12 protein-coding genes are annotated in these 25,843 nt (G+C 64.6%); 4 read left to right on the forward strand and 8 right to left on the reverse strand.

Annotated elements, in window-relative coordinates; all coding sequences use genetic code 11:
• Positions 1 to 291: 291 nt before the first annotated feature.
• From A5686_RS05230 to A5686_RS05260, 8 genes are all read right to left on the reverse strand, one after another.
• Positions 292 to 627: a hemophore-related protein gene (locus A5686_RS05230; protein ID WP_067931839.1), complete on the reverse strand. Its 336-nt coding sequence runs from the start codon at positions 625 to 627 to the stop codon at positions 292 to 294.
• Positions 628 to 2,783: 2,156 nt separating this feature from the next.
• Positions 2,784 to 3,464: a DUF2510 domain-containing protein gene (locus A5686_RS05235; protein WP_067931825.1), complete on the reverse strand. Its 681-nt coding sequence runs from the start codon at positions 3,462 to 3,464 to the stop codon at positions 2,784 to 2,786.
• Between the two features lie 88 nt (positions 3,465 to 3,552).
• Positions 3,553 to 3,687, reverse strand: coding sequence for a hypothetical protein (locus tag A5686_RS28190; RefSeq protein WP_255404999.1), 135 nt, complete (start codon positions 3,685 to 3,687; stop codon positions 3,553 to 3,555).
• 241 nt (positions 3,688 to 3,928) lie between these two features.
• Entirely contained in the window at positions 3,929 to 4,363 is a 435-nt protein-coding gene (locus A5686_RS05240) for a DUF4383 domain-containing protein (protein WP_067931827.1), read from the reverse strand.
• A 77-nt stretch (positions 4,364 to 4,440) separates the two neighbouring features.
• Positions 4,441 to 5,019, reverse strand: coding sequence for a cyclic nucleotide-binding domain-containing protein (locus A5686_RS05245; RefSeq protein ID WP_067931829.1), 579 nt, complete (start codon positions 5,017 to 5,019; stop codon positions 4,441 to 4,443).
• A gap of 140 nt (positions 5,020 to 5,159) precedes the next feature.
• Positions 5,160 to 6,716 carry a succinic semialdehyde dehydrogenase gene (locus tag A5686_RS05250; protein WP_067931831.1) on the reverse strand — a complete coding sequence of 519 codons (1,557 nt, stop codon included), beginning with the start codon at positions 6,714 to 6,716 and terminating at the stop codon, positions 5,160 to 5,162.
• Between the two features lie 95 nt (positions 6,717 to 6,811).
• Positions 6,812 to 7,177 (reverse strand): DUF732 domain-containing protein, encoded by a 366-nt coding sequence (locus tag A5686_RS05255; RefSeq protein WP_067931833.1) that lies wholly within the window; start codon positions 7,175 to 7,177, stop codon positions 6,812 to 6,814.
• Between the two features lie 26 nt (positions 7,178 to 7,203).
• On the reverse strand, positions 7,204 to 7,506 hold the full coding sequence (locus A5686_RS05260; protein ID WP_067931834.1) for a hypothetical protein: 303 nt from the start codon (positions 7,504 to 7,506) through the stop codon (positions 7,204 to 7,206).
• A gap of 263 nt (positions 7,507 to 7,769) precedes the next feature.
• Here A5686_RS05260 and A5686_RS05265 point away from each other — a divergent pair, with 263 nt between their 5' ends.
• From A5686_RS05265 to A5686_RS05275, 4 genes are all read left to right on the forward strand, one after another.
• The gene (locus A5686_RS05265) at positions 7,770 to 8,228 is read left to right on the forward strand and encodes a hypothetical protein (RefSeq protein ID WP_067931836.1); all 459 of its coding nucleotides are present in this window, start codon (positions 7,770 to 7,772) and stop codon (positions 8,226 to 8,228) included.
• A 242-nt stretch (positions 8,229 to 8,470) separates the two neighbouring features.
• The gene (locus A5686_RS28345) at positions 8,471 to 8,563 is read left to right on the forward strand and encodes a hypothetical protein (RefSeq protein WP_369829677.1); all 93 of its coding nucleotides are present in this window, start codon (positions 8,471 to 8,473) and stop codon (positions 8,561 to 8,563) included.
• 175 nt (positions 8,564 to 8,738) lie between these two features.
• On the forward strand, positions 8,739 to 9,131 hold the full coding sequence (locus A5686_RS26400) for a hypothetical protein (RefSeq protein WP_082947487.1): 393 nt from the start codon (positions 8,739 to 8,741) through the stop codon (positions 9,129 to 9,131).
• A 926-nt stretch (positions 9,132 to 10,057) separates the two neighbouring features.
• A partial coding sequence (locus A5686_RS05275; protein WP_156749946.1) for a non-ribosomal peptide synthetase occupies positions 10,058 to 25,843 on the forward strand: 15,786 nt, incomplete at its 3' end.

The following is a 25,843-nucleotide window of genomic DNA, read 5'->3' on the forward strand; positions in this document are numbered from 1 at the left end:
GTGCCATGGTGACATCCTTCCAGCTCGCCCACCACGGGCAAGCCATCTCAGTTGTCACCTATTCGTGCAGCCGACCCAAATGAAGTCTGGGGGTCAAGTGGTCGCAGGTTCAAATCCTGTCAGCCCGACCAAACGATATTCAGGTCCAACGCAGATTCAGCCGGAGCCCGACCGTCTCCGACTACGGCAATGTCCGGGTGCCCCGCACACTCAATCGGCGTTAATGGCGCCAGGTATCCACCGCCGCCATCGAGCACGCCGGGACACCCTGATCATTGGGCAACAACCAGGTCAGTAGTTGTGGCAGGTATCGAACGTCCGTTGAATCGCTCCCAGGTACGGCTGGGCATCCGGGTTGCTCACTATTTGCTGGGCCGTTTGCCTCCGTTGACTAGGCGACCCAGCGAGGAACTGACGCAAACTGGACTGCGCATCCGGCGAGGCGTTGAGAGCCGCGGCAATTATCGGGTCTTGCACGTTCAACGCGGCTACGAGCTGGTCGTAGGTGCAGGTTGTGTTGACGGCCGAACCAATGTCGGGATCTGCAAACGCAACCCCGACTCCGGTCAATGACAATGTCAGACCACCAACCGCCGCAGCCAAAATGGTCCATGACACTTTGGGCATGTGGGCTCCTTCCCTGATGACACCGAATCTATCGCAAACGTGCAGGTCAAGGCTGGGCATGCAAATATCGGCAATGACCATCGGGATGAGCCAGGGGCTGCGGGAATTCCTCAGGCACCAGCTTCGGATCTCACATCGGTAGTCCAGGCTCCGTTGCGTAAACCGCCGGCGCCCTCGACGCCGCACCGGTCCCCCTTCCCGAGATTTGACCTCCGCCAAGGGTTCACGTTGTTAGCGCCGAGGGGGGTGGGAGAGATTCTCTCGCCGCCACCCCCCATGTGAGCCGCTAGACGCTGTTCAACAGTGCCTGCAAAAAGGTACATCCCGTCGATAGCAGCATCGTGGCGGTCAGCATTGCGGCCAGTGCCGCTGCTTTCAGTGTTTTCTTAGTGTTCGTGCTCACCCTCTAAACCTTTCTCGCAAGGGATAATGATGGATAACAATTCGCACTGACTGGCGTGGGCGTTACAAGCTCACGAACTCCGCGTAACCCTCGCTCTCGATGTGTGACCAGCCGTGATGGATTCCAGAGCAAAAGATGGCGCTCGAACACGCAAGCACGCACTACACCCGAAGTTGCCGCTGTGCGGTTCGATGAGGCTGCCAGCGCGACCACCAGCGATAGTTATGGCGGCGCGTCGGCTGCGCGCCGCGAGAGTACCCCCGCTGGTTGGGAGCCAGGCACCGGTAACCCTCGGTGGTCAGCCGTCGGATTACAGCGGTACAGCTCGTGTTGAACTGCGCCAACCATGCAGGAGCACGACAACCGGCCCGTCGGCTGGACCTTCATCGATGACATCGAATACAAGCTCACCGCGGCGGTACTAGCCCCCGGCAGCTGATGGATGTTCCGACGCGGACAGCGCCGAAAATCGATTCCAATTACGCACGAGACTTCTGCACGCGCGTCGCGTTAACGGCGCCCTTTTCGGCGCGGGTCTTGCTGTCATCGGCGTGGATGGCGGCGATCAAGTGGTGGCAGGTTCAAATCCTGTCAGCCCGACACGGGTAATATGCAGGTCAAACCCCGTCGAGGACCCAGTTGAATTCAAATGGCGGTATACCGGCGAGGAAACACTTCTGACAGATACCCCAATCAGGTTTAGGACCGGTAACTAATTACTGCAACTCAGATCAATGTGGAAGCGGACACGTGTGTCCTGAATAAGTGAGCCATCGTGAGCTGTCAAGTACATCGCCTCTGAGACGGTAGAACACCATAACAAACGGCGTTGCCGCGCGTTGCCTAATCGTCGAAGCCACCTCAGTAGTGCGCACCACCACCAAGAATGGCGGCACCTAATGGCCGGCGAAAAGCCAGGATTACCGGCAGCGGCACTAAATGCCGCCGGCAACGCGCGGCCGCCGTTATGTGCGCGGAGTCGGTCAGGTTCCGCTTCTACCGATGTAGAAAGTCAGGACCTTTTATTGGCAAACCACCTGCCCGGGCGCGGGAGTGGTGCAACTCAGGGTGCATCCCGTCGACCCGGCCAAAACTGCGACCAGCGTCGCGGCCACTGCGACTGCTTTCAGCGTTCTCTTGGTGCTCGTCATCGGCGTACCTTTCTTCGCTGGTGTTACGTACCCGTGCAATTGGATGTTATAGCCGTCACCAGCCCAGCGGAAGGATGTTTCCCGCATTTGTTAAATAGAAAATTCCAGCCCGGTTTTACAAAGACCTCGGGCGCGTCAACGCGATTGGGCGAGGCCCTCGAAGCGGACGCAGCTTAGCGGGAAGATAGCCATCGTAAGGTTCATTGAGAACCAGGGGATAATGCCAGGCAGTGCATTATCCGTATGTTGAGCTAAATGCCCCAATTAGCCAGTACGCGAAAAACCCTCCAATAAGCGCACAGGGAAGGTGCCCCGGTCGGTGGCCAGCTGGGTGGAGCACCCTCAATTCCGAGGGGCCGAAACGAGCCGCCAACAATCGAAGCCATACAGTGTCGAATACTGCCGGCCTGACCCGACCCTTTAAGCTGCCTTGCACCCACCCGCCATCCAGGGCAGCTCGGGCACATCCTCCAATACGGGATGGCCGGCGGGATGATTGGGTGACGGGTCTCGTCGAATCGGTAATCCGTCGGATTGCGCCCATCAAACCCGGGTGCGATTGGCTGCCTGAGGCATCCGCGGCGGAGGAGAAGCTGGCTCGCTTACGGCTGAAAAGCCGGAAGGACACTGCCGGAGTCGCGGATCTCCCAGATGCTCTTTTTGGTCACACCATCGAAGTTGATCTTGTTCAACGTTTCTCGGGAATACGTGAGGTCGATGGCGACCTGGGTCGAGGTGTTGCCATACGGATCTGTCATCGGGAAGGTTCCCTGCACGTTCACCGCGGACGCGTCAGGATAGGTGGTTTTTGCATATTTGAGGATGTCGATGGTGTCCGATCGGGCACCGTCCTTGATCAACTGCTCGGTGTAGTTGTCACGGATGGCGAATCGGGCCTCGACGACGCCGCCGTTCGGGCCGGGAGCAATGGTGAAGGCGACGCCATCCGGCTTCTTGGGACCCGGCGGTGTCGACGGCGCCTCCTCGGTCGGTGGCGGTGTTCCATCGGTGGCCGAATTGCTTGACGGGCTCGAAAGGCTGTCCTTCTTGGGGTCGAAAATCCAGCTCTTGCCGATGAAGACGAGGAGAACAAGGGTGCATAGCGCGGCAAGGGCCAGGGCGGCCTTTCCGGAGGTGCCTTTCTTCTGCGGCTCCGCAGAGAACGCCCACTCGCTGGTCCAATTGGTGCCGTCGAAGTACCGCTGCAGGCCGTGGCCTACTGCGGGGTCGGGGTACCAGCCCGGCGCCGATTTAGGCGGGGGCGGCGCCTGCTCAGAATGCATCTAGCCATTTTCGTCGCGTTGGAGGCATCCCGGCTACCCGCCTCGATGGCTGCTCGTACCGGATCGCGTTTTGTGAGCCGTCATGCCGTCAGTCCTCGCGGTCGGGCTCGGTGAGTTCCGGCGCGTTCTCACGAGTCGCCATTCCGCCTTCGCGCCCGTGGTCCACCGGACCGGGACGGCCGCCCTTGGGCTCGTCGTCGTCCCTGTCCGAATGCCTGGCCATCGCAACCTCCTTCGTCGACGGACGGCTACCCGCAGCGGCACGACCCGAGCCCGCGAGCACAGACGGGAAATGCTGCACTGCCAAGCTTAGGAAAGGCGCGGCGAAAAGGTGGAGATCTTCGGCACCGATCCTGGGAGCGGACGCCTTGGTGCGATCGGGGCAACGAGGAGCATCGAGCCTCACGAATCGAGGAGTGCATGCGTGCCGGCATGTTTGCGCGGTATGACGTGACGTGCGTGACCTAGGGCGCTTTCCGAAGATCGGCCAGTGAGTTTCGAAGCCCACCGTCCATCCGGATCTGCACGGCTGCCACCGCGATCATGATGGCCGCGGTCACCAAGTGCACGATCGCATCGGTGAGGTTGTTGGGGAAGTTGAAAACGAAGGCGATCTGATGGGAGAAGAAGGCCCAAATGCCCGGCAGCGCACCGGCTATGGCGGCGAGTAGTAGATACAACACGGACCAGGACTTGCGCACCGCGAAGACCAGGCCCGGTCCAAACAAGGCCAGACCGGCGACGGCATGCCAACCGTTGTAGTCCATTCCGAGCAACTGCACGGTCGGCGCATAGGGACCGATGGCGAAGCTGGGATTGACGACGAGTCCGATCGCCGCCTGAACCACATGAACGACACAGATGATCAGCAGCCCGATCTGGGCGAAACTCCACCTCACATTGCACCCCCTTGTGCGCGCAAGACGGCACAAATACTACGTTCTGTAGTAAACGGCTGCAACGGAGATGGTGGTGGCTACCCTGCGCCGTCCCGTTCGATCCAACGGGTAAGCGCATCTTCGAGCGCCGTGGCGACGTCCATACCGGCGCTGTCAGCGGCCTGCTCAAACCGCTCGACCAAGTCGGTACGGATTGAGGCGCCCAACCTCGAGAACTGTGGTTTTGGCTTTGGCGGTAGCTCGACGGGCACGTGCCGCGCGACAGACGCATCGATGATTTCGCGGAGCGCCGGTATCTCGACGAGCAACCTGGCGAGATCGTCGCGTTCTATCCGTAGAAACTCGGCCGGTCCCATCGTCGTCACGGTCGCGGACCGCAGTCTGCCACGGTGGAGCGCCGATTCGCCGATCACCTCGCCCGGCCCCAGCGTGGCGACGCGGTCTGAGCCGACGTACACGCCCACCTCCCCGCTGAGCAGGATGTAGCAGGAGTCCGACGGGGTCTGCTCATGAATCAGCGGCAACGGGGCCGATGTCGAAGTGCGATGAGCCGCTCCGGCGAGGCGCTGTAGGTCAGCATCCGAGAACTTATCGAAGGTGGCGTACTCGCGTAGCCGCCGAGCGTCTTCCTCAGATCGCTTCGCCTCGACCTTCATAGCGGACTCCTGACGTGAGATGTGCCGCTGACATCGAGAGCCTAACGCGGATTCACGATACGAAAGGCATAAAACCGCGACGCAAATCTTGCGCCGCGCCGCCGAATCGATGCGGCATTGGAAAGCGGGGACCCCCGGCGTCAGTTCCGACCGGGGAGCCTCATCACCGTCCGCACGACGGGCAGTAGCGACTTCTGCCAGAGCGTCCCCGGGATGCCAAGGGGCGGATCGAGATTGAATACCCGCGCGGTCGCGATCGTCTGGGATTCGGTGTACTTCAACAAACCCTCGGGACCATGTCGGCGGCCTACGCCAGACTGGCCCATCCCGCCCATCGGCGCACTGAGGCTGCCCCATGCGAATGCGTAGCCCTCGTTGACGTTCACCGTTCCGGACCGCAACCGCGCTGCGATCTGCTGGCCTTCTGCGGAGGAACCGGCCCAGACACTGGCATTGAGCCCGTACTCGCTGTCGTTGGCCTTCTCGACCGCTTCATCCACGTCCGCGACGGGATAGATCGAGACGACGGGCCCGAATGTCTCATTGGCCGCGCACTCCATCTCGGGGGTTACCTCTGTCAGCACCGTCGGCTCGTAGAACAATGGCCCGATGTCGGGTCGAGCCTTTGCGCCCGCAATCACCTTGGCGCCCTTGGCTTTCGCATCGTCCACGTGATCCGTCACGGCCTCAAGCTGTCCCGCGGAGATCAAGCTGCCCATGTCGATCGAGAAGTCGTATGCGGTGCCCAGCTTCATGTTCCGCACCTGCGCTCCGAACTTGCCGATGAAATCGTCGGCGATGTCTTTCTCGACGTAAATCCGCTCAATCGAGATGCACAGCTGGCCCGCGTTGGAGAAGCATGCGCGGGTGGCCGCCTTAGCGGCCTTGTTGAGGTTTGCCCCGCGCGCGACGATCATCGCGTTCTTGCCCCCGAGTTCGGCCGAGAATCCGATCAGCCGGCGGCCGGCGTGTTCCGCCAGCTGCCTGCCGGTGGCGGTCGAGCCGGTGAACATCAGGTAGTCGCAGTTATCGATGATCGCGGTGCCGACCACCGACCCGGGCCCGGGCACGATCGCGTAGAGCGCACGCGGCAGGCCGGCCTCGTACAACAGCTCGGCGCAGGCGAGCGCGCAATACGGAGTCTGACTGTCCGGCTTGAGCACCACCGCGTTACCAGCCAGCAGTGCCGGCACCGAGTCCGACGCCGTCAGTGTCATGGGATAGTTCCACGGCGAAATGACCCCAACCACACCCTTGGGCTGGTAGCAGACCGTCGTTTTCCCGATACCCGGCAGCAGCGCCTGCACGGCACGAGGCTTCAGCAGGTCCGCCGAGACGCGCCCGTAATAGTTTGCGTTCGCTATCAGGTCCACGACTTCCTCCTGCGCCGCCCAACGGGCTTTGCCCGCCTCGGCCTGCAGGAGATCCATCAGGAAGTCGCGCTTCTCGAAGACCAGGTCCCGATAGCGGCTGATGACGTCGATGCGCTCGGAGACCGGCCGGTTAGCCCAGGCGATCTGGGCCGCCCGCGCCTCGGCGAATGCGGCTTCGACATCTTCGGCCGTGCCGATCGGGATCGTGGTCAGCGGCTTGCCGGTGAAGACCTCGTCGATCGTCTTGGTCTGGCGCGCGGTGGGGTCTTTGATTGCGGCCAGTTGGCGCAGTCGGTCGAAGACTTCGGCTGACGGTGCGGGCATGTCGTTACCTCCCGAGGAATCGCAGACGTCCAGGACACCAGACTATGGCGCTTCCCGGCGGACTTGTTCCGCCGCCTCTCGCGCTGCACCGCTGCTCACATCATCGGGGGAAATGGCAGCAGCCAGACCAGGGAGGGATCGATCGAGTCTTTGTGCTGCGGGCAATAGATTGCCACCGAAGCGCCCATGAAGAATCCGGCCTGCCTCAACGAAAGGTCGAACGACGGGTCGTGCGTCAGCTTCAGCGCCAGGAGGCTCGAGTCCTGACCTCTGTCGAATCCGGCGCACACCGCGTGGGCGTGCGCGATCGCACTGTCCCGGTCGCTGACATCGATGCCGTAATTCGCAAGCGCGTTGACGAAAGTATCGTCGGGCGAATCCGCCGATGCGGGTGCTGCGGCAAGTAGCGCGGTGGCGGACACCAGAACCGCGCTGATCGCCGACCACTTCACGCGACTCACCTCGAGTGCACCACCCAGTGACCCGGTCAACGCGACGTTGACAGAGGCACCTGCTCCGCGGTCGCGGCTTGCGTGCTCTGGCCGTTCGTTTCTGGGGCGCTCACGTCTCGAAGCTGCACGGGTTGAGAGCGCCAGCCCGCATACCCGAGTGCCGCGCTTATCGCCGCGTAGACAATGGCTTCGGTCCACATGAATCCGACGCCCCACGTCCTGCCGAAGAAGATCGGCTCGTCGACGATGCCGCTCGATGTGGCTACGGCATAGCCGGCGTGTGCGTATGCAATTCCGGCGAACGCTCCGCTGAAGAATTTGCATGCTTCTCGATTCATTTCTTTCTCCTGTTCCCGGTTGCCACGAAGTCGGGTGATCTCACTGTCGGTCCTGCACTCCGACGGGAGGTAGGGGCCAAAGTCCTCCCGCGTCGGACCCTTCGTCGCTTTCTCGGAACGTCGTAATGGGGGACTTCGGTCCCTATCGGGGAGTTTCTGCAAATGGTCGGATTACTGCATCAATAACGGAAATTCGAGCATCTCGGACGCCACGGCCCGGCCGACGCATCGTCGGACAATCAGCACCAGAGGGAGGCGAACAAATGAATTTTTCGCCGAGGGTCGACACCACGACGCGGATGTTCTCCCGGGTTTTGGGCCCGTACAACGCCATCGTGTGCGTCACCGGATTGCTGCGCAGGCGGTCCGAATTGCCGCTGCTCTCTGACATCGGGATATGGCCGTGGGCGACGGCCGCCCCACTCTTGATGATCGGTCTCGTGATCATCGCCCTGCACCCACACTGGCGAAGCGCAGCGGCGGTCATCATCTCGATACTGGGCTGGTTGATGGCCCTGCGCGGGTTCGCTCTGCTGGCCTTTCCCGGGTTCTTCTCGTCGATCGTCGGCTCGGTGACGAACGTGGGGGCACACCGCACGATCTACTCCGCTCTCGGCCTGATCGGCCTGTATCTGACCTACGTCGGCTGGGCGCCCGCATCCGGTCAATCCGAGCCGCATGAGTTGAGTTCGACAAGGGACGAACGTGTCTCGCGGGACTAGGTATGCGTGAACACGACCCTGGCACAGCCCGCCCTAGCTTCAACGGATTTGCCGGGTTGGGCTCTATTGCACACGCTCGGGGCCGTCAGCGTCGTGGAGACCGGCGTTCACCTCCGGCGCCAGCAGGCGCTTGCTACAAAGAACCAGCAACCGCTGCGCGCCATCGCTACCCGAGACGTGGTCGGCCAGCCAAGGGCGTGCTGATGGAGCGATTCAATATCGACGCCGATCGAGCATTCGATATGTTGACCAGACTGTCGCAGGAAACCAACACCCGGGTCGAAGAGATCGCTCGCAACCTGGTAAAAACTGAGCGCCCGTCACGTTCGGGCTGATGGCTTGCGCCGACGTCAGATCGCAAAAAGTTTTCTCACGATAGGCGCTGGGCCGGATGCGACGACGCGCCCCGAATGTGTTGCGGCGCAGTCCGAATGCTTGCCGCGGGATTGACCGGGCCACCAGTCGATCTAGCGCGTAAGAACGCGGAGATGGCCCTGCTACCCTCCTTCAATGCAGTTCAGGACGGCTGCGATCGCTCAAGCGGCGATAGTGCTTGCAGGTTGTGGGGGCGGGTCGACCCCGACAACAACTCCGACGGTGACATCCACTCAGGAAATCACCCAAACCGTCACGGTGACGTTGCCGCCGCCACCGGCTGCCCCCAGAACGCTCATGGAAACCGATGGAATGTATCGAGTAGGTACCGACATCGTGCCGGGCACGTACCGCTCGGGCGGCGCCAGCCCCGAAGGTGAATCCGATTGCTATTGGGCGAGGCTGAGGAGTCTGAAACCAACCGACATCATCGATAGCGGCATCGGCATTAGTTTCCAAGTAGTGACGATCCAGCCGAGTGACAGAGCGTTTGTGACGCATAGCTGCCAGACTTGGCAGAGACAGTGACGAAGCGCCGAGGCTGTCAGGCGGAACGGACCATCGTGGACGCACGCGCGAAATCGCATTACGGCACAGGGGATCAGCGGTAATGCTGGGCGATCAGGGTATGGAGCACACGCTTAGCCCCAGCGGTGCCGACCCGGCCCACGGGGGGTGGTCCTTCCGGGCCATCTTCGCGTGACGATGTTGAGCGGCGAACCCCGCTGCAGCCTCGAGCGATGGCAGCAGTCCGCCCACCGGGCGAGCGTCCAGTCCGGCTAGGTGATCGACCTGGGTACGGTCACGCCCGCCTCAGCCCATAGCTGCGACGGTGACTCCGAGTTTGCACTCATTAATCGACGCTCACGAAAATTCTGCATTGGCGCTGCGGCGACTGGTGCGCATCGAGGCGACCTGCCAGCAGCGCTCAATCATGCGTGGCGCCCGGGATGTCGGGGCCGAAGTTCATTACGCAAGCGTTAATTCGGTTGCACCCGTGCGCAATTGCGGTTTGCTGACGCTGGCCCGTAGCGAAGGGCGTGTACGTTGGAGATAACTCGCCTGCACCAGGCCGGCGCCGCAATCGCTGGCTTTGGCCGCAAGGCGACGGGTGTGTACTCGCTGCGTCGGGCGGCGCGAGGCAACAACTTGTGCGAGTCGCACGAGAAGTCAAGCAAGGTCGGGGATTTGACATGTCAAAAATGTTTTTCCCGCGTCGCCGTGGTGACATTGTCTCGGCGCAACGGGTGTCTTTACGCGCGGGGTCGGAGTATGGAATCTCTCACACGCCCGCAGGGCGCTGCAATCGGCCCTGCATACAGCTGCAGAGCGAACGCCAAAAGATTTCGCTTGGTGTTGCTGGTGTGGTAGTAGTAACGGTAAGCGGTTACGCGAAAATTCAAGCGGCGCCGGATATTTGACACGTGCGCAGCACCTAACCCTTGGAGTGTTTCATGGGAGTTGCCGACCGTGTCCTTCCGCTGACGCGGGGTCAGTTAGCCATATGGCTCGCGCAGCAAACCAGTCACTTCGATGCGGAGTGGCAGCTGGGCGTGCTGGTGCGAATCGAGGGCGCACTAGATCGCGTGATTCTGGAGCGGTCGATTCGCCAAGTGGTCGGCGAAGCCGAAACGCTCAGGGCGACTTTTTTTCAAAGGGATGGCGAAGTCTTCCAACGGGCGATCGACTATCCGGAAGTGGAGCTGGCCTGTTATGACCTGAGTGGCTCGCGTGATCCCGTGCGTGAAGCGCGCGAGAAGGCATCGGCGATCCAACAAACACCGCTGCCGCTCACCGGCCCGCTGTTCAAATTCGCGTTATTTCAGACCGGAGCCGACGAATACTACTGGTTTGGCTGCTTCCACCACATAGTCATCGACGGTTTGGGCATTTCACTATTAGGCCGCCGCATTGCCGCTGTGTATTCCGCACTGGCGTCTGGCGGAACGGTGTCTCCGGGCTTTTTCGGAACCCTGCAGGACATGATCGGCCACGAGCTGGAATACGAAGAGTCCACCGATTACCTGGATGATCAAGCTTATTGGGCGGCGAATCTCCCTTCGGGCGGCGGCCCCGATTACCGGTTGCCCGAAGCGGCTTCTCAACGAAGTTCGTATTTGCCTTCTGCGCCTGTGCACCTGGATCCGGCTGTGGCGGGGCAAATCAAGGGGTTGTCCAAAGCGTTGGGAATCCGTCGATCGTCGGTCCTGACCGCGGCGTGTGCCCTGCTGGTGCACGGGTTCGTCGCCAACGGTTGCCAAGAGGTGGTGCTCGACTTCCCAGTCAGCCGGCGCGTGCGCCCGGAGTCAAAGCTGCTTCCGGGAATGGTGGCTGGGGTCGTACCTCTCGTCCTGAAGACCTCCCCGCAATCTTCGGTTGCCGATTTCTGTAAGCATGTTGATTCCCGTATACGAGAAGCGGTGCAACACCAGCGTTTTCCGGTACAGGTACTGGACGGCGAGGGTAACTCTCGTGATCCGCGGCAAGCGGCGAATCGCGTGGTCATCAACCACATCCTGGGCAGGCTTAACCTGAGCCTCGCCGATACTCCTGGAACAGCGGAATACACCACCTTTGGGCCGGTAGGTAATTTCGGTTTTTTCTTTCTCGGATTCGGTGATCAGCACTTGCTGAGCACGCTGGGCGCAGGACGCCCATTCGCCGATTTTGATGCCGCGGATTTAGCAAACCGATTGCAACGGATCCTGGCCGCGATGGCTGAGTTGCCCACGCGGCGACTGGTGTCGATGGATGTGTCAGCTGTCACTGGGGAGCCTTGCCTGAATCGGTGGGGCAACGGTGCGGTGTTGGCCGAGCCGGCTTCGGCGATGGTCTCGGTTCCGGAGTTATTCGGCGTGCAGGTGGCGCGTGCGCCGGAGGCGGTGGCGTTGGTGTGTGGTGACCGCTCCTGGACTTATCGGGAGTTGGATGAGGCCGCCAACCGGGTGGCGCATCTATTGGCGGGCCATGGGGTGGGCCCGGGTCGGTGCGCGGCGTTGTTGTTGCCGCGGTCGACTGAGGCGATCGTGGCGATCTTGGCGGTGTTGAAGACCGGGGCGGCGTACTTGCCGATTGATCCGGCGGTGCCGGCGGCGCGGTTGGAGTTCATGCTTGGCGACGCGGGACCGGTTGCTGCGGTGACGACCGCCGGGCTGGCCGAGCGGCTGGACGGGCAAGGCCTGACGATCATCGACATCAACGACCGCAACATTTCCGATCATCCGTCTACGGGCTTACCGGCGCCGGCGCCCGATGACGTCGCGCACATCATTTACACCTCGGGTACGACCGGGGTGCCCAAAGGCGTGGCCATCACCCAGAGCAACGTCGCTCAACTGCTCGACTCGCTAAGCGCGGGCTTGCCGCCGAAACAGGTGTGGACACAGTGTCATTCGTACGCGTTTGACTTCTCGGTCTGGGAGATTTGGGGGGCTCTGCTGCATGGCGGGCGGCTGGTGGTGGTGTCCGAAGAGGTGGCGGGCTCCCCGCAGGACTTTCATGCCCTGCTGGTAAGTGAACACGTCAGTGTGTTGACGCAGACGCCGTCAGCGGTAGGGATGCTCGCACCTGAAGGCTTGGAGTCGACGGCGTTGCTCGTCGGTGGTGAGCCCTGCCCGGCCGAGGTGGTGGATCGGTGGGCGCCGGGACGGGTGATGGTCAATGCCTACGGTCCGACAGAGACCACGGTGTATGCGGCGATGAGCGCGCCGCTGGCGGCGGGCTCGGGAACACCGCCCATCGGCTCGGCGGTTTCGGGTGCGGCGTGTTTCGTGCTGGACGGCTGGTTGCGCCCGGTACCGCCCGGGGTGGTCGGTGAGTTGTATGTGGCCGGTCGAGGCGTGGCGTACGGGTATGTGCGGCGGGCTGGGTTGACCGGGTCGCGGTTTGTGGCCTGTCCGTTCGGCAAGCCGGGAACGCGGATGTATCGCACCGGCGATCTGGTGTCTTGGGGTCCTGATGGCCAGCTGCGCTATGTGGGGCGCGCAGATGAGCAAGTCAAGATCCGCGGATACCGCATCGAATTGGCTGAAGTTCAGGCGGCGCTGGCCGCGATGGACGGGGTGGCGCAGGCGGTGGTGGTCGCGCGCGAGGACCGTCCCGGCGACAAACGCTTGGTGGGTTATGTCATCGGCTCGGTCGACCCGAGCGAGATCCGCGCCGCGCTAACCGAGCGGCTTCCCGGACATATGGTCCCGGCGGCGGTGGTGGCCCTGGACGCGTTGCCGTTGACACCCAACGGCAAGCTCGACACCCGCGCCTTGCCGGCACCGTGGTACCAGGATGTCGATCATTACCGCGCACCAACCAACGCCGTCGAGGAGATCCTGGCCGATATCTACGCCGAGGTACTGGGGCTGGAGCGCGTCGGGGTCGACGACTCGTTCTTCGAGCTTGGCGGCGACAGCATTCTGTCGATGCAGGTGGTGGCCCGCGCCCGTGCCGCCGGCCTGATATGCCGCCCGCGCGACATATTCGTCGAACAGACCGTGGCCCGGCTCGCCCTGGTGGCCGGAATGTCCGACGGCAAGACTGGCCCGATCGACGAGGGCATCGGGCCGCTGGTCGCCACCCCGATCATGCGCTGGCTGCAGGGCGTCGAGGGCCCGGTGGAACAGTTCAACCAGACGGTCGTGGTGCTGGCGCCCGCCGGGGTGACCGAGGCGGACGTGGTGGTGCTGTTGCAGGCCTTACTGGATCGGCATCCAATGTTGCGCCTCCGGGTAGACGACGACGGTGCCCGGGGCTGGTCGTTGCACGTGCCCGAAGTGGGGTCGGTGGATGCCGGCGCGTGTCTGCGCTCGGTGCACGAGCTATCCGATGAGGTGCTGATATCGGCGCGGTCGCAGTTGAATCCGGCTGTCGGAGTGATGCTGAGTGCGCTATGGGTCGGCACTACTGGCCAGTTGGTGGTGATGGTCCACCATTTGGCCGTCGACGGGGTTTCGTGGCGAATCCTGCTCGAGGATCTCAACATCGCGTGGGCCCAGCATCGCGCCGGTCAGCCCGTAGACCTGCCGGTGACCGGGACGTCCTTTGTCAGTTGGGCATCGCTGCTGGACCAGAAAGCGCAAAGCCCCGAGATCGCCGGTCTAGCCGAAGGCTGGCGACAGGCGGCGGGGATCCCGGCCGCCCTCCCGGCGGTGCAGCCGGGACTGGATACCTATGCCACGGCTGAGCGCATATCGCTGGACCTGGATGCCGAGACGACCCGGATGCTGCTTGGCGAGGTGCCCGCGGCGTTTCATGCCGGGGTGCACGAGATTCTGTTGATTGCCTTCGGGCTGGCGACGGCGGAATTTTTGGGCACCGGCGGCGCGCCGATCGGCATCGACGTCGAGGGCCATGGGCGTCACGAGGAGCTCGCCCCAAACGTCGACTTGTCGCGCACCGTGGGGTGGTTCACCACCAAATACCCGGTGTCGTTAGGGGTCGGCAACTTGCGCTGGAATCAGGTGATTGCCGGCGAGGAGGCGTTGGGCGCGGTGCTCAAGGACGCCAAGGAGCAGTTGCGTGCCCTGCCGCACGGGCTGACCTACGGCCTGCTCCGGTACCTGAATCCCGATGTCGAGCTGGGCGGCTCGGATCCGGCGATCGGCTTCAACTATCTGGGTCGTTTTGGCGCCCCGGCGGGCGACCGGTCTGGTGACGGTTGGCGGTTCGGTCAGGAAGGCTGGTCGCTCACCGGCGCGGCCGGGGCGACGCCCATGCCGCTCGCGCACACCGTGGAGCTCAACGCCGGCACCGTCGACGCCGACAGCGGCCCGTATCTGCACGCCGATTGGACGTGGGCGCCCTCGGCACTTGATCGTACGGCGGTTAACCGGTTGGGCCAGTTGTGGTTTGAAGCTCTGGCCGGAATCTGCGCGCATGTGCGCGCCGGTGGGGGCGGGCTGACGCCGTCCGACATCGCGCCTGCCCGCCTCAGCCAGCAGCAGATCGACGAGCTATGCCGGCAAGAGCGGGTCGCCGACGTGCTGCCGCTGACCCCCCTGCAACAGGGACTGCTCTTTCACGCCAGCACGGCCCGAGGCAGCGACGACGAAATGTATGCGCTGCAACTTGATTTCACCGTCAGCGGCACCCTGGAGCCCGACCGGTTACGCGATGCGGTGCATGTGGTGGTCAACCGGCATCCACACTTGGTGGCGCGGTTCTGCACACAGTTCGACGAGCCGGTGCAAATCATCCCGGCCGATCCAGGGGTCCGGTGGCGGTTTGTAGATCTCCACGCCGACGGCAACGACGTCGACGCGGATGACTTGATCCAAGACATATCCGCCACCGAGCGCGACGCGGTCTGCGACCTCGCCGGCGGGCCTGCCTTTCGGGCAGCCCTGATTCGCACCGCGCAGCGCCGGCACCGATTTGTGCTGACTTTCCACCACATTCTGGTCGATGGCTGGTCGCTACCAATCTTGCTGCGGGAGATCTTTGCCAGCTATTACCAGGAGCCGCTGCCCGCGACCGTCTCCTATCGCACATTTCTCACCTGGCTGGCCGGACGAGACCTTGACGCCGCCCGCACGGCATGGCGCGAGGCGTTGGCAGGCTTCGACGCCCCCACGCTGGTCGCCCCTCAAGGTCGGTTGGGGCAAGGGCGGCGCGGCTTTGCGTCGGCTAGCGTGCCCGAGCGAACGACGCAGGCCCTCAGCGAGCTGGCCCGCTCCTGCCACGCCACCGTCAGCACCGCGCTGCAGGGCGCGTGGGCGCTGCTCCTCACCTCACTGACCGGTCAACACGATGTCGCCTTCGGCACCCCGCGGTCGCGCGCGGGCCAGTCCGAAGTGCCCGGGGCGGAGTCGATGGTAGGGCTGTTGATCAATACCGTGCCGGTGCGGGTGAGGATCACCGCGACGACCACGACCGCGGACCTGCTGGCCCAGCTGCAAGAAACCCACAACGATCTGCTCGAGCACCAGCATCTGGCGCTGATCGACATTCACCGTGTCACGGGCCACGAACAACTCTTCGACACGCTCTTCGTGTACGAGAACTATCCGATCGACACCATCGTGCCGTCGGACGCTGACGACGCGGACGCGGTCGCCATCACCGAGTTCACCAACCTCGAATACAACCACTACCCCTTGACGATGGAGGCCCTGCCGGGCCGTGAGATAGACCTGCGCGTCGAGTACGACACCGACGTCTTCGACGCGGGCCGGATCGAGACCCTCATCGAGCGGTTGCAGCGGGTACTGGTAGCGATGACCGCCGACCCTTTGCGGCCGCTCTCGACGGTGGATCTGCTCGATCGCAGTGAGCATGAACTGGTCGTGTCGCGCTGGTCTGGTGCTCAGGTGGCGGCACCGATCGGTGTGGCCCCCGAGTTGTTGGCCTCGGCGGTGAGCGCCGACCCGGATGCTTTGGCGGCCGTCGACGGCGACCGGGCCATGTCGTATCGCGAGCTGGACCAGTGGTCGACGCGGCTGGCGCGGGTGTTGATCGAGTCCGGGGTGGGTCCCGAGCTCGCAGTGGGCGTGGCCATGGGCCGGTGCCTGGAATTGGTAGTGGCCTGGTGGGCGGTGGCGAAGGCCGGCGGCGTGTATGTGCCGGTCGATCGGACCCACCCGGTCGAGCGGATCAGCACGCTGTTGGACACGGTGTCCGCGGTGTGTGTGTTGACCTGTGGCGGCGACACCGTAGCCGGGTCTGGGACGCGCCCGGTGCTGCGCATCGACACTCTTGACCTGTCCGCCCGTGGCGCGGATCCGATCACCGACGCTGATCGGCTGGCGGCGCTCGGGACAGATGACACCGCCTTCGTGATTTTCACCTCCGGGTCCACCGGCGCCCCTAAGGGGGTGGCGGTCAGCCACGCCGGTCTGTTGGGTTGGGCTGCGGCGCAACGCAACCTGTTCGACCTAGACGAAAACGCGCGGGTGCTGATGGTCGCCACCCCGACCTTTGATGCGTCGGTGGGCGAGTTGTTGTTGGCCGTCGAATCGCGGGCGACGCTGGTGCTGGCGCCGCCGCAGGTGTATGCCGGCGATGCGCTGACCACATTGCTGCACGAGCAGCGCGTCAGCGCGGCGATTCTGACTCCGACGGTGTTGTGGTCGCTGGATCGGGACCGCCTGGCCGGGTTGGCCACAATCGTCGCTGTGGGAGAGGCTTGCCCGGCGGAAGTCGTCTCCGCGTGGGCGCCGGGTCGTCAGATGTTCAACGGCTACGGTCCGAGCGAGACCACCATCTGGGTCACCTGTGCACGTTTGTCGGCGGGGCAGCCGGTCACCATCGGGGCGCCGATCCCGGGGGTCCGGGCGCTGGTGCTCAATGCCTTCCTGAATCCGACCCCCGTCGGTGTGCTGGGCGAGCTCTACCTCAGCGGGCCGGCGCTGGCGCACGGCTATGTAGGCCGGACGGAGTTGACCGCGGAACGGTTCGTGGCCAATCCTTACGGCGAACCCGGGTCGCGGTTGTACCGCACCGGTGACCTGGTGCGGTGGACTTCCGCCGGCGCCCTGGAATACCTCGGCCGTGCCGACGCCCAGATCAAATTGCGCGGACAGCGCATCGAATTGGGTGAAATCGAGAACACTTTGCTCGCGTGTCCGCAGGTGGCTCAGGCCGCCGCCACCGTGCACCACAGCGAGATCGGCGATCACCTCGTCGCCTACATCACGCTCAAGCACAGCACCACCTCCGACGGCGACGTCGAAATCGTCGAAGAGTGGCAACAGCTGTACGACGAGCTCTACGGCGCCCAGGTGGAGGTGCCGGATCTCGGCATGGACTTTCGGGGCTGGAACAGCAGCCTCACCGGCGAACCGATTCCGCTTGACGAGATGATCGAGTGGCGCTCTGCCACGGTGGACCGGGTCATGGCCCTGCGGCCGCAGCGGGTGCTGGAGATCGGCGTGGGCTCCGGGCTGTTGCTGTCACAGATCGCCCCGCATTGCGAAAAGTACGTTGCCACCGATATGTCGCCGGTGGTCATCGACAATCTGGGTCGTTCGTTAGAGCAGTTGCAGATCCCGTGGCGGGACCGGGTGCACCTGCTGACGCAGCCCGCACACGTTACCGACACGCTGCCGCCGCGGCACTTCGACACCATCATCGTCAACTCGGTCGTGCAGTACTTCCCCAATGCGGGATATCTGACCGAGGTCATCGACAACGCCATCGAACTACTGGCACCTGGTGGTGCATTGTTCGTCGGCGATGTTCGCAACCACAGCCTGCAGGGCGCGTTCCAAACCGCGGTCGCGTTGGCGCGTGCCGATGCCACGGACGCGGCCGATATTCGCCGGCGTGTCAAGCATGCCGTGCTCGGCGAGCCCGAATTGCTCTTGGCACCAGAGTATTTCACCACCTTGGCCGCCGATCGCGAGTCAGTGGGCGGCCTTGAGATCCGAGTCAAACGTGGCCTGGCCGACAACGAACTCAACCGGTATCGCTACGACGTCGTCATCCACAGAGGCCCCGCATCGGTGCGCTCGCTGGCCGCCGCACCCGGCTGGGCCTGGACGGAATGCGGCGGCCTCGAGGGGCTGCGGACACGATTGCTCGCCGAACGTCCCGACACGGTGCGCATCAGCGGAATCCCCCGCACCGGAGTGATCAGTGACGTCCGCATCGAGCGCGGCCTGGCCGCCGGGCTGCCGTTGGCCGACGCTTTCGCCCAAGCCGAGCCCGATGCAGCCACCGCCGAAGATCTGCATCGGCTCGGCGAAGACATCGGATACCACGCGGCCGTCACGTGGGGCGCCCAACCCGGAACACTGGATGCCGTTTTCATCGTTCCCGTCGACGGTGAGGGCCGCCCAGCGTTGACAGACCTCTATCTGCCCGGCCCTCGAGCCGGTCAACGCGGCACCCACAACGAACCCCACGCCAACACCAAGATCAGCGCGGTCCGTCAGCGGTTGAGCGCGTGGTTGCCCGAATACATGGTGCCCACGCACATCGTGGTGCTCGAGGAATTCCCGCTGACCTCCTCGGGGAAGCTCGACCGCAGGGCCCTTCCGGCACCCGAGTACCAGGACGCCTACCTTTACGACGCGCCGAGCGGGATGGTCGAGGAGATTCTGGCCGGCATCTACGCTCAGGTCCTCGGGCTCGAGCGGGTGGGCGTCGCAGAGTCGTTCTTCGACCTGGGCGGCGATTCGCTGTCGGCGATGCGTCTGGTTGCCGCAATCAACACCAGCCTGGGTGCCGATCTTTCGGTGCGCACCCTGTTCGAGGCGCCCACCATCGGTCAACTGGCGCCGCATATCGGTGGGGATGCGAGTCGCTTGGAGCCGCTGGTGGCCGGCGAGCGACCTGCGGTAGTGCCGTTGTCGTACGCCCAGAACCGGCTGTGGTTCATCGACCAGTTCCAGGGGCCCTCGCCGGTCTACAACATGACGATGGCCTTGCGGCTGACCGGCTGGCTGGATGCCGACGCGCTGGGCGCGGCGCTGGGCGATGTGGTGGCCCGACATGAAAGCCTGCGCACGGTGTTCGCGGCGTCCGAGGGCACACCTCAGCAGCTCGTGCTTCCTGCCGAGCAAGCGGACTTCGGGTGGCAGGTCGTCGACGCGGATGGGTGGCCGGAAGGCCGGCTGAATGAGGCGATGCAGGCCGTTGCCCGGCACCCGTTCGACCTGGCGAACGAGATCCCGTTGCAAGCGCGGCTGTTCCGTATCAGCAACTCCGAACACGTGCTGGCGGCCGCGGTGCATCACATCGCCGCCGACGGCTGGTCGATCACCCCGCTGGTGCGTGATCTGGGTATGGCTTATGCCAGCCGGTGCGCGGGGCAGCCGCCTGGTTGGCAGCCGTTGGCGGTGCAGTATGCCGATTACACGCTGTGGCAGCGTCATCAGCTGGGCGATCTCGATGACAGCGGTAGCCCCATCGCCGCGCAGTTGGCCTACTGGCAGGACGCGCTGGCGGGGATGCCGGAGCGCCTCGAGCTGCCCACCGATCGGCCCTACCCGATGGTTGCCGATCAGCGGGGTGCCCAGGTGAGCGTGGACTGGCCGGCCGAATTGCAGCAACAGGTTCATCGGATGGCCCGCGAACACAGCGCCACCACCTTCATGGTGATCCAGGCCGCTTTTGCCGCGCTGCTGTCCAAGATCAGCGGCAGCAGCGATGTGGCGGTGGGCTTCCCGATCGCCGGGCGCCGCGATCCCGCGCTCGACGAGCTGGTCGGCTTCTTCGTCAACACTTTGGTGCTGCGCGTCGATCTGGCCGGAAACCCCACCGTGGCCGAGCTGCTGGCGCAGGTACGGCGGCGCAGTCTGGCCGCCTACGAGCACCAGGACGTGCCCTTCGAGCTGCTTGTCGAGCGGCTCAACCCGACCCGCAGTATGACCCATCACCCCTTGGTGCAGGTGCTGTTGGGCTGGCAGAACTTCGACTGGCAGGACAGCAATGCCGCCGGGTTGACCCTGGGTGATTTGGAAGCCAAGCCACTGTCGGTGGACACCCAGACCGCCCGCATGGACCTTACGTTCTCGTTGGCCGAACGCTGGGGCGACGGCGGTGCCCCGGCCGGGATCGGCGGGGTAGTGGAATTCCGCACCGACGTGTTCGACGCGGCCAGCATCGAGGCGCTCATCGAACGATTCCGGATGGTGTTGGCCGCGATGACCGCGGATCCGGGTCGGCCGCTGTCATCGGTGGACGTGGTCACCGAGGCCGAGCACGCCCGGTTCGATCGTTGGGGCAACCGTGCGGTGCTGAGCCGGCAGGGGCGCAAAGCGTCGATTCCGGCGTTGTTCGTCGCCCAGGTAGGGCGGACGCCGGACGCGGTGGCCTTGGTGTGCGGTGAGCATTCATGGACTTACCGGCAGCTAGACGACGCCGCAAACCGGTTGGCACATCTACTGATTGGCCACGGCGTCGGTCCGGCACAGTCGGTGGTCATACTCTTCCCTCGGTCCGCCGAGGCGATCGTCGCGATATTAGCGGTGCTCAAAACCGGGGCCGCATATCTTCCCATTGACCCGGCGCTGCCCCCGGCGCGGATCGAGTTCATGGTGGGCGACGCCGCGCCGGTTGCCGCCCTCACCACCGGTGGTTTGGCCGAGCGGCTGGACGGGTTCGGCCTCACGGTCATCGATGTCGCGGACCCCGCCGTCGACGCTCAACCCAGCACCGCGCCTCCGCCACCTCACCCCGACGAGACCGCCCACATCATCTACACCTCCGGCACGACCGGGGTGCCCAAAGGGGTGGCCGTCGCCCAGCACAACGTTGCCCAATTGTTCGACGGACTCGATATCGGTGTGGACCTGGGTGCACCGGGACAGGTGTGGACACAGTTCCACTCCTATGCCTTCGACTTCTCGGTCTGGGAGATCTGGGGTGCCCTCCTCAACGGTGGACGCCTGGTGGTGGTTCCCGACGTCGTCGCGCGTTCCGCCGAAGAGTTCCACGCACTCCTCGTGGGTGAGCAGGTCAGCGTCCTCACCCAGACTCCGTCGGCGGTGGCGATGCTGTCGCCGGAGGGTTTGCCGTCGACGACATTGGTCATCGGTGCCGAGCCGTGTCCGCCGGAGTTGGTGGATCGGTGGGCGCCCGGGCGGGTCATGGTCAATGTCTACGGCCCCACCGAGACGACGATGTGGTTGTCCAAGAGCACGCCGCTGCAGGCGGGGTCGGGCGCCCCTTCGATTGGCTCGCCGGTGGCGGGTGCGGCATTTTTTGTGCTGGATGCATGGTTGCGACCGGTCGCTGCCGGAGTTGTCGGCGAGCTGTATTTAGCGGGCCGGGGCGTCGGATTTGGATATTGGCGCCGGCCCGACTTGACCGCGACGCGCTTTGTGGCATGCCCGTTCGGAGGCGTGGGAACACGCATGTACCGCACGGGCGATCTGGTGTGCTGGGGCGCGGATGGACAGCTGCGATACTTCGGACGCGTCGACGAACAGGTCAAGATCCGCGGGTATCGCATCGAACTCGGCGAAGTGCGCTCAGCTCTCGCTGCGCTCGACGGAGTGGAACAGGCGGCGGTGATCGCCCGCGAGGATCGCCCCGGTGATAAGCGCCTGGTCGGTTACGTGACCGGCAACGCCGACCCGACCGCGGCGCGCAGCGCGCTGGGCGAGCGGTTGCCGGCCTACATGGTGCCGGCGGCGGTGGTGGTGCTCGAGGCGCTGCCGATAACCCCGAACGGCAAACTCGACACCCGCGCCCTGCCGGCACCCGACTACGCCGCGGGCGGATACCGCGCCCCCGGTAGCGCGGTCGAAGAGATTCTGGCCGGCATCTACGCGCAGGTCCTCGGGTTCGAGCGTGTCGGGGTCGACGACTCCTTCTTCGATCTGGGTGGAGACTCACTGTCGGCGATGCGGGTCGTCGCCGCGGTCAACGCCGCGCTGGACGCCGGCCTTCCGGTGCGTTCCTTGTTCGAGGCGCCCACAATCGCGCAGCTGGCACCGCGAATCGGTGCAGATGCGGGCAGAGTTGCGTCGTTGGTCGCGGGGGAGCGGCCGGCGGTGGTCCCGTTGTCGTTCGGCCAGAGCCGCCTGTGGTTCCTCGACCAGTTCCAGGGGCCCTCACCGATGTACAACATCGCGGCGGCGCTGCGCCTGGACGGGGAGCTCGATACCGCTGCGCTGGGCGTGGCGCTGGCCGACGTGGTGGGTCGTCACGAAAGTCTGCACACGCTGTTCCCATCGGTCGACGGGGTACCGCGGCAGGTCGTCGTGCCCGTCGAGCGCGCGGACTTCGGCTGGCAGGTCGTTGATGCCAGCGGATGGCCGGAAGGCCACCTGGTTGACGCCATCGGTGCCGTGACGCGTCACCGGTTTGATCTGGGCGCCCAAATTCCAATGCGCGCTTGCCTTTTCAGGGTCACCGATGACGAACACGTGCTGGTGGCCGTCGTGCACCACATCGCCGCCGACGGCTGGTCGCTCACGCCGCTGGTGCGTGATCTGGGTGTGGCTTATGCCAGCCGTACCGCGGGGCGCGCACCCGGATGGGCGCCCTTGACGGTGCAGTATGCCGACTACACGCTGTGGCAACGCGCGCAGCTTGGAGCTTTGGACGACGGCGACAGTCGCATCGCCGCGCAGCTGGCCTACTGGCAGGATGCGCTGGCCGGCATGCCCGAGCGGCTGGATCTGCCCACCGATCGGCCCTACCCGCCGGTGGCTGACCAGCGTGGCGCGAGTGTGGCGGTGGAGTGGCCGGCGGAGCTGCAGCAGCGGCTGGAGAGTGTCGCTCGCGAGCACAACGCGACCACGTTCATGGTCGTGCAGGCCGCGCTGGCCGTGCTGCTGTCCAAGATCAGCGCCAGCAGCGATGTGGCCGTGGGTTTCCCCATCGCCGGTCGCCCCGATCCCGCCTTGGACGAGCTGGTTGGTTTCTTCGTCAACACCTTGGTACTGCGCGTCGATGTGGCCGGCGATCCCAGCTTCGCCGAGCTGCTGGCACAGATCCGGCGGCGCAGCCTATCCGCCTACGAGCATCAGGACGTGCCCTTCGAGGTGCTGGTGGAGCGGCTCAACCCGACCCGGAGCATGACCCACCATCCACTGATCCAGGTGATGTTGGCCTGGCAGAACCTGCCCGGCCTCAGCGCTGACCCTGCCACCGGGCTGACCCTGGACAATCTGCGCGTAACGCCGCTGCCGGTGAACAGCCAAACCGCCCGGATGGATGTGGAGTTTTCGCTGGCCGAACGCTGGTCCGAGAGCGGTGAGCCGGCCGGAATCGGCGGAACGGTCGAATTTCGGACCGATGTCTTCGATGCGGAAAGCATTGTTGCGCTGGTCGGGCGGTTGGAGCGCGTGGTAATGGCGATGACCGCGGACCCGACACGGCGGTTGTCGTCGGTGGATCTGCTCGACGAGCGCGAACGCGTTTGGCTTGATGAGCGAGCTAACCGGGCGGTGTTGGCCCAGCCGGTGACCACAGCGGTCTCGATTCCGGTGCTGTTCGAGGCGCAGGCGATGCGTGCCCCGGACTCGGCAGCGATGAGTTGCGGTGGATCGACGTGGAGCTACCGCGCCCTCGATGCGGCGGCTAATCGGCTGGCGCATCTGCTAGTCGGTCGGGGTGTCGGCGCCGGCGGATGTGTGGCGATGCTGGTGGAGCGTTCGGCCGAGGCGGTCGTGGCGATTTTGGCGGTGCTCAAAACCGGCGCGGCTTATCTGCCGATCGACCCGGTATTGCCGACCACGCGGATCGGATTCATGCTCCGCGATGCGGCGCCGGTGGCCGTCATCACCACACCAGATTTGCGATCAAGACTGAACGGTCATGACCTACCGATCATCAACCTCGACGATGCCGCTGCCGATGAACAGCCCAGCACCGGCCTACCCGCGCCGGGCCCCGACGATATTGCGTACCTGATTTACACCTCGGGCACCACCGGGGTGCCCAAGGGCGTCGCGGTCACCCACCGCGGTGTGACCGAGCTGTTGGCCTCGTTGGACGCAGGCCTGCCGCCGGCCGGGGTGTGGGCACACAGTCACTCATTGGCCTTTGACGTTTCGGTGTGGGAGATCTTCGGCGCGCTCTTGCGTGGTGGGCGGCTGGTGGTGGTGCCCGAGTCGGTGGCGCGCGCACCCGAAGCGTGGCACGACATGCTGGTCGGCGAGGGCGTCAGTGTGTTGACCGAGACGCCGTCCGCAGTGTCGGTGTTGTCGCCGCAGGGTTTGGAGTCGGTGGCACTGGTGATGGCCGGTGAGGCTTGCCCGCCCGAGGTGGTGGATCGATGGGCGTCAGGGCGGGTGATGGTGAACGCCTACGGTCCGACCGAGACGACGATGTGTGTCGCGATCAGTGCGCCGCTGACGCCCGGGTCCGGGCCCGTTCCGATCGGTTCGCCGGTGTCGGGAGCGGCGCTGTTTGTGCTGGACAAGTGGTTGCGTCCGGTGCCGCCCGGGGTAACCGGGGAGCTGTTTGTGGCCGGTGGCGGGGTAGGCGCCGGGTATGTGGGCCGCTCGGGTTTGACGGCCTCGCGGTTTGTGGCGTGTCCGTTCGGAGGCGTGGGAACGCGCATGTACCGCACCGGCGATTTGGTGTGCTGGGGTGCCGATGGGCAGCTGCGGTATCTAGGGCGTGCCGATGAGCAGGTCAAGATCCGCGGGTATCGCATCGAGGTCGGTGAAGTTCAGGCCGCGCTGGCCGCGCTCGACGGGGTGCAGCAGGCGGTCGTCGTCGCCCGCGAGGACCGCCCCGGAAGCAAACGATTGGTGGGTTACGTCACCGGGACCGCGGAGCCCGTCCAGGCACGCGACGCGCTGGCCGAGCGGCTTCCTGCCTACATGGTGCCGGCGGCGGTGATCGCATTGGAGGCGCTGCCGCTGACACCCAACGGCAAGCTCGACACCCGAGTCTTGCCGGCTCCGGAGTACACCGCCAGTGAATATCGCGCTCCGGAAAACCCAACCCAAGAGATCCTTGCCGGCATCTACGCCCAAGTCCTCGAACGCGGGCACGTCAGCATCGATGACTCCTTCTTCGACCTGGGTGGAGACTCGCTGTCAGCGATGCGAGTCATCGCCGCAGTCAACGCCAGCCTTGATGCCGGGCTTGGAGTACGCGTCTTGTTCGAGGCGCCCACAGTGGCCCAGTTGGCGGCCCGTATCGGTACTGAAGGGGGTGGACTGGAGCCACTGGTCGCCGGTGAACGTCCGACGGTCGTTCCGCTGTCGTTTGCCCAGAACCGCATGTGGTTCCTCGATCAGTTACAGGGCCCATCACCCATCTACAACATGGCAGCAGCGTTACGGCTCTGCGGGCGATTAGACCCCGGGGCATTGGGTGCGGCGCTGGCCGATGTCATCGACCGTCACGAGAGCCTGCGCACGCTATTCCCGGCGCCAGAGGGGATTCCGCAACAACTGGTGGTCGCGGCCGAGCGGGCCGAATTCGGATGGCAGGTCGTCGACGCCAGCGGCTGGCCGGCCGGCCGGCTCCAAGAGGCCATCAGCGAGACGGCGCTACAGCCGTTCGATTTGGCTAATGACATCCCCTTCCGGGCGCGGTTGTTCCGGGTCGCCGCGGACGAGCACCTGATGGTGATCGTGGCGCACCACATCGCCGCCGACGGCTGGTCGATGACGCCACTGACGCGTGACCTGGGTATGGCCTACGCCAGCCGTTGTGCGGGGCGGGCTCCGGGGTGGGCTCCGCTGGCGGCCCAGTATGTCGATTACACGCTGTGGCAGCGTGCGCAATTCGGCGACCTCGAAGACAGCGGCAGCCGTGTCGCCGCGCAGCTGGCCTATTGGGAGGATGCGCTGGCCGGGATGCCCGAGCGCCTGCAGCTGCCCACCGATCGGCCG

Origin of the sequence: Mycobacterium sp. E2479, assembly GCF_001667925.1 — a bacterium.
Taxonomy (GTDB): domain Bacteria; phylum Actinomycetota; class Actinomycetes; order Mycobacteriales; family Mycobacteriaceae; genus Mycobacterium.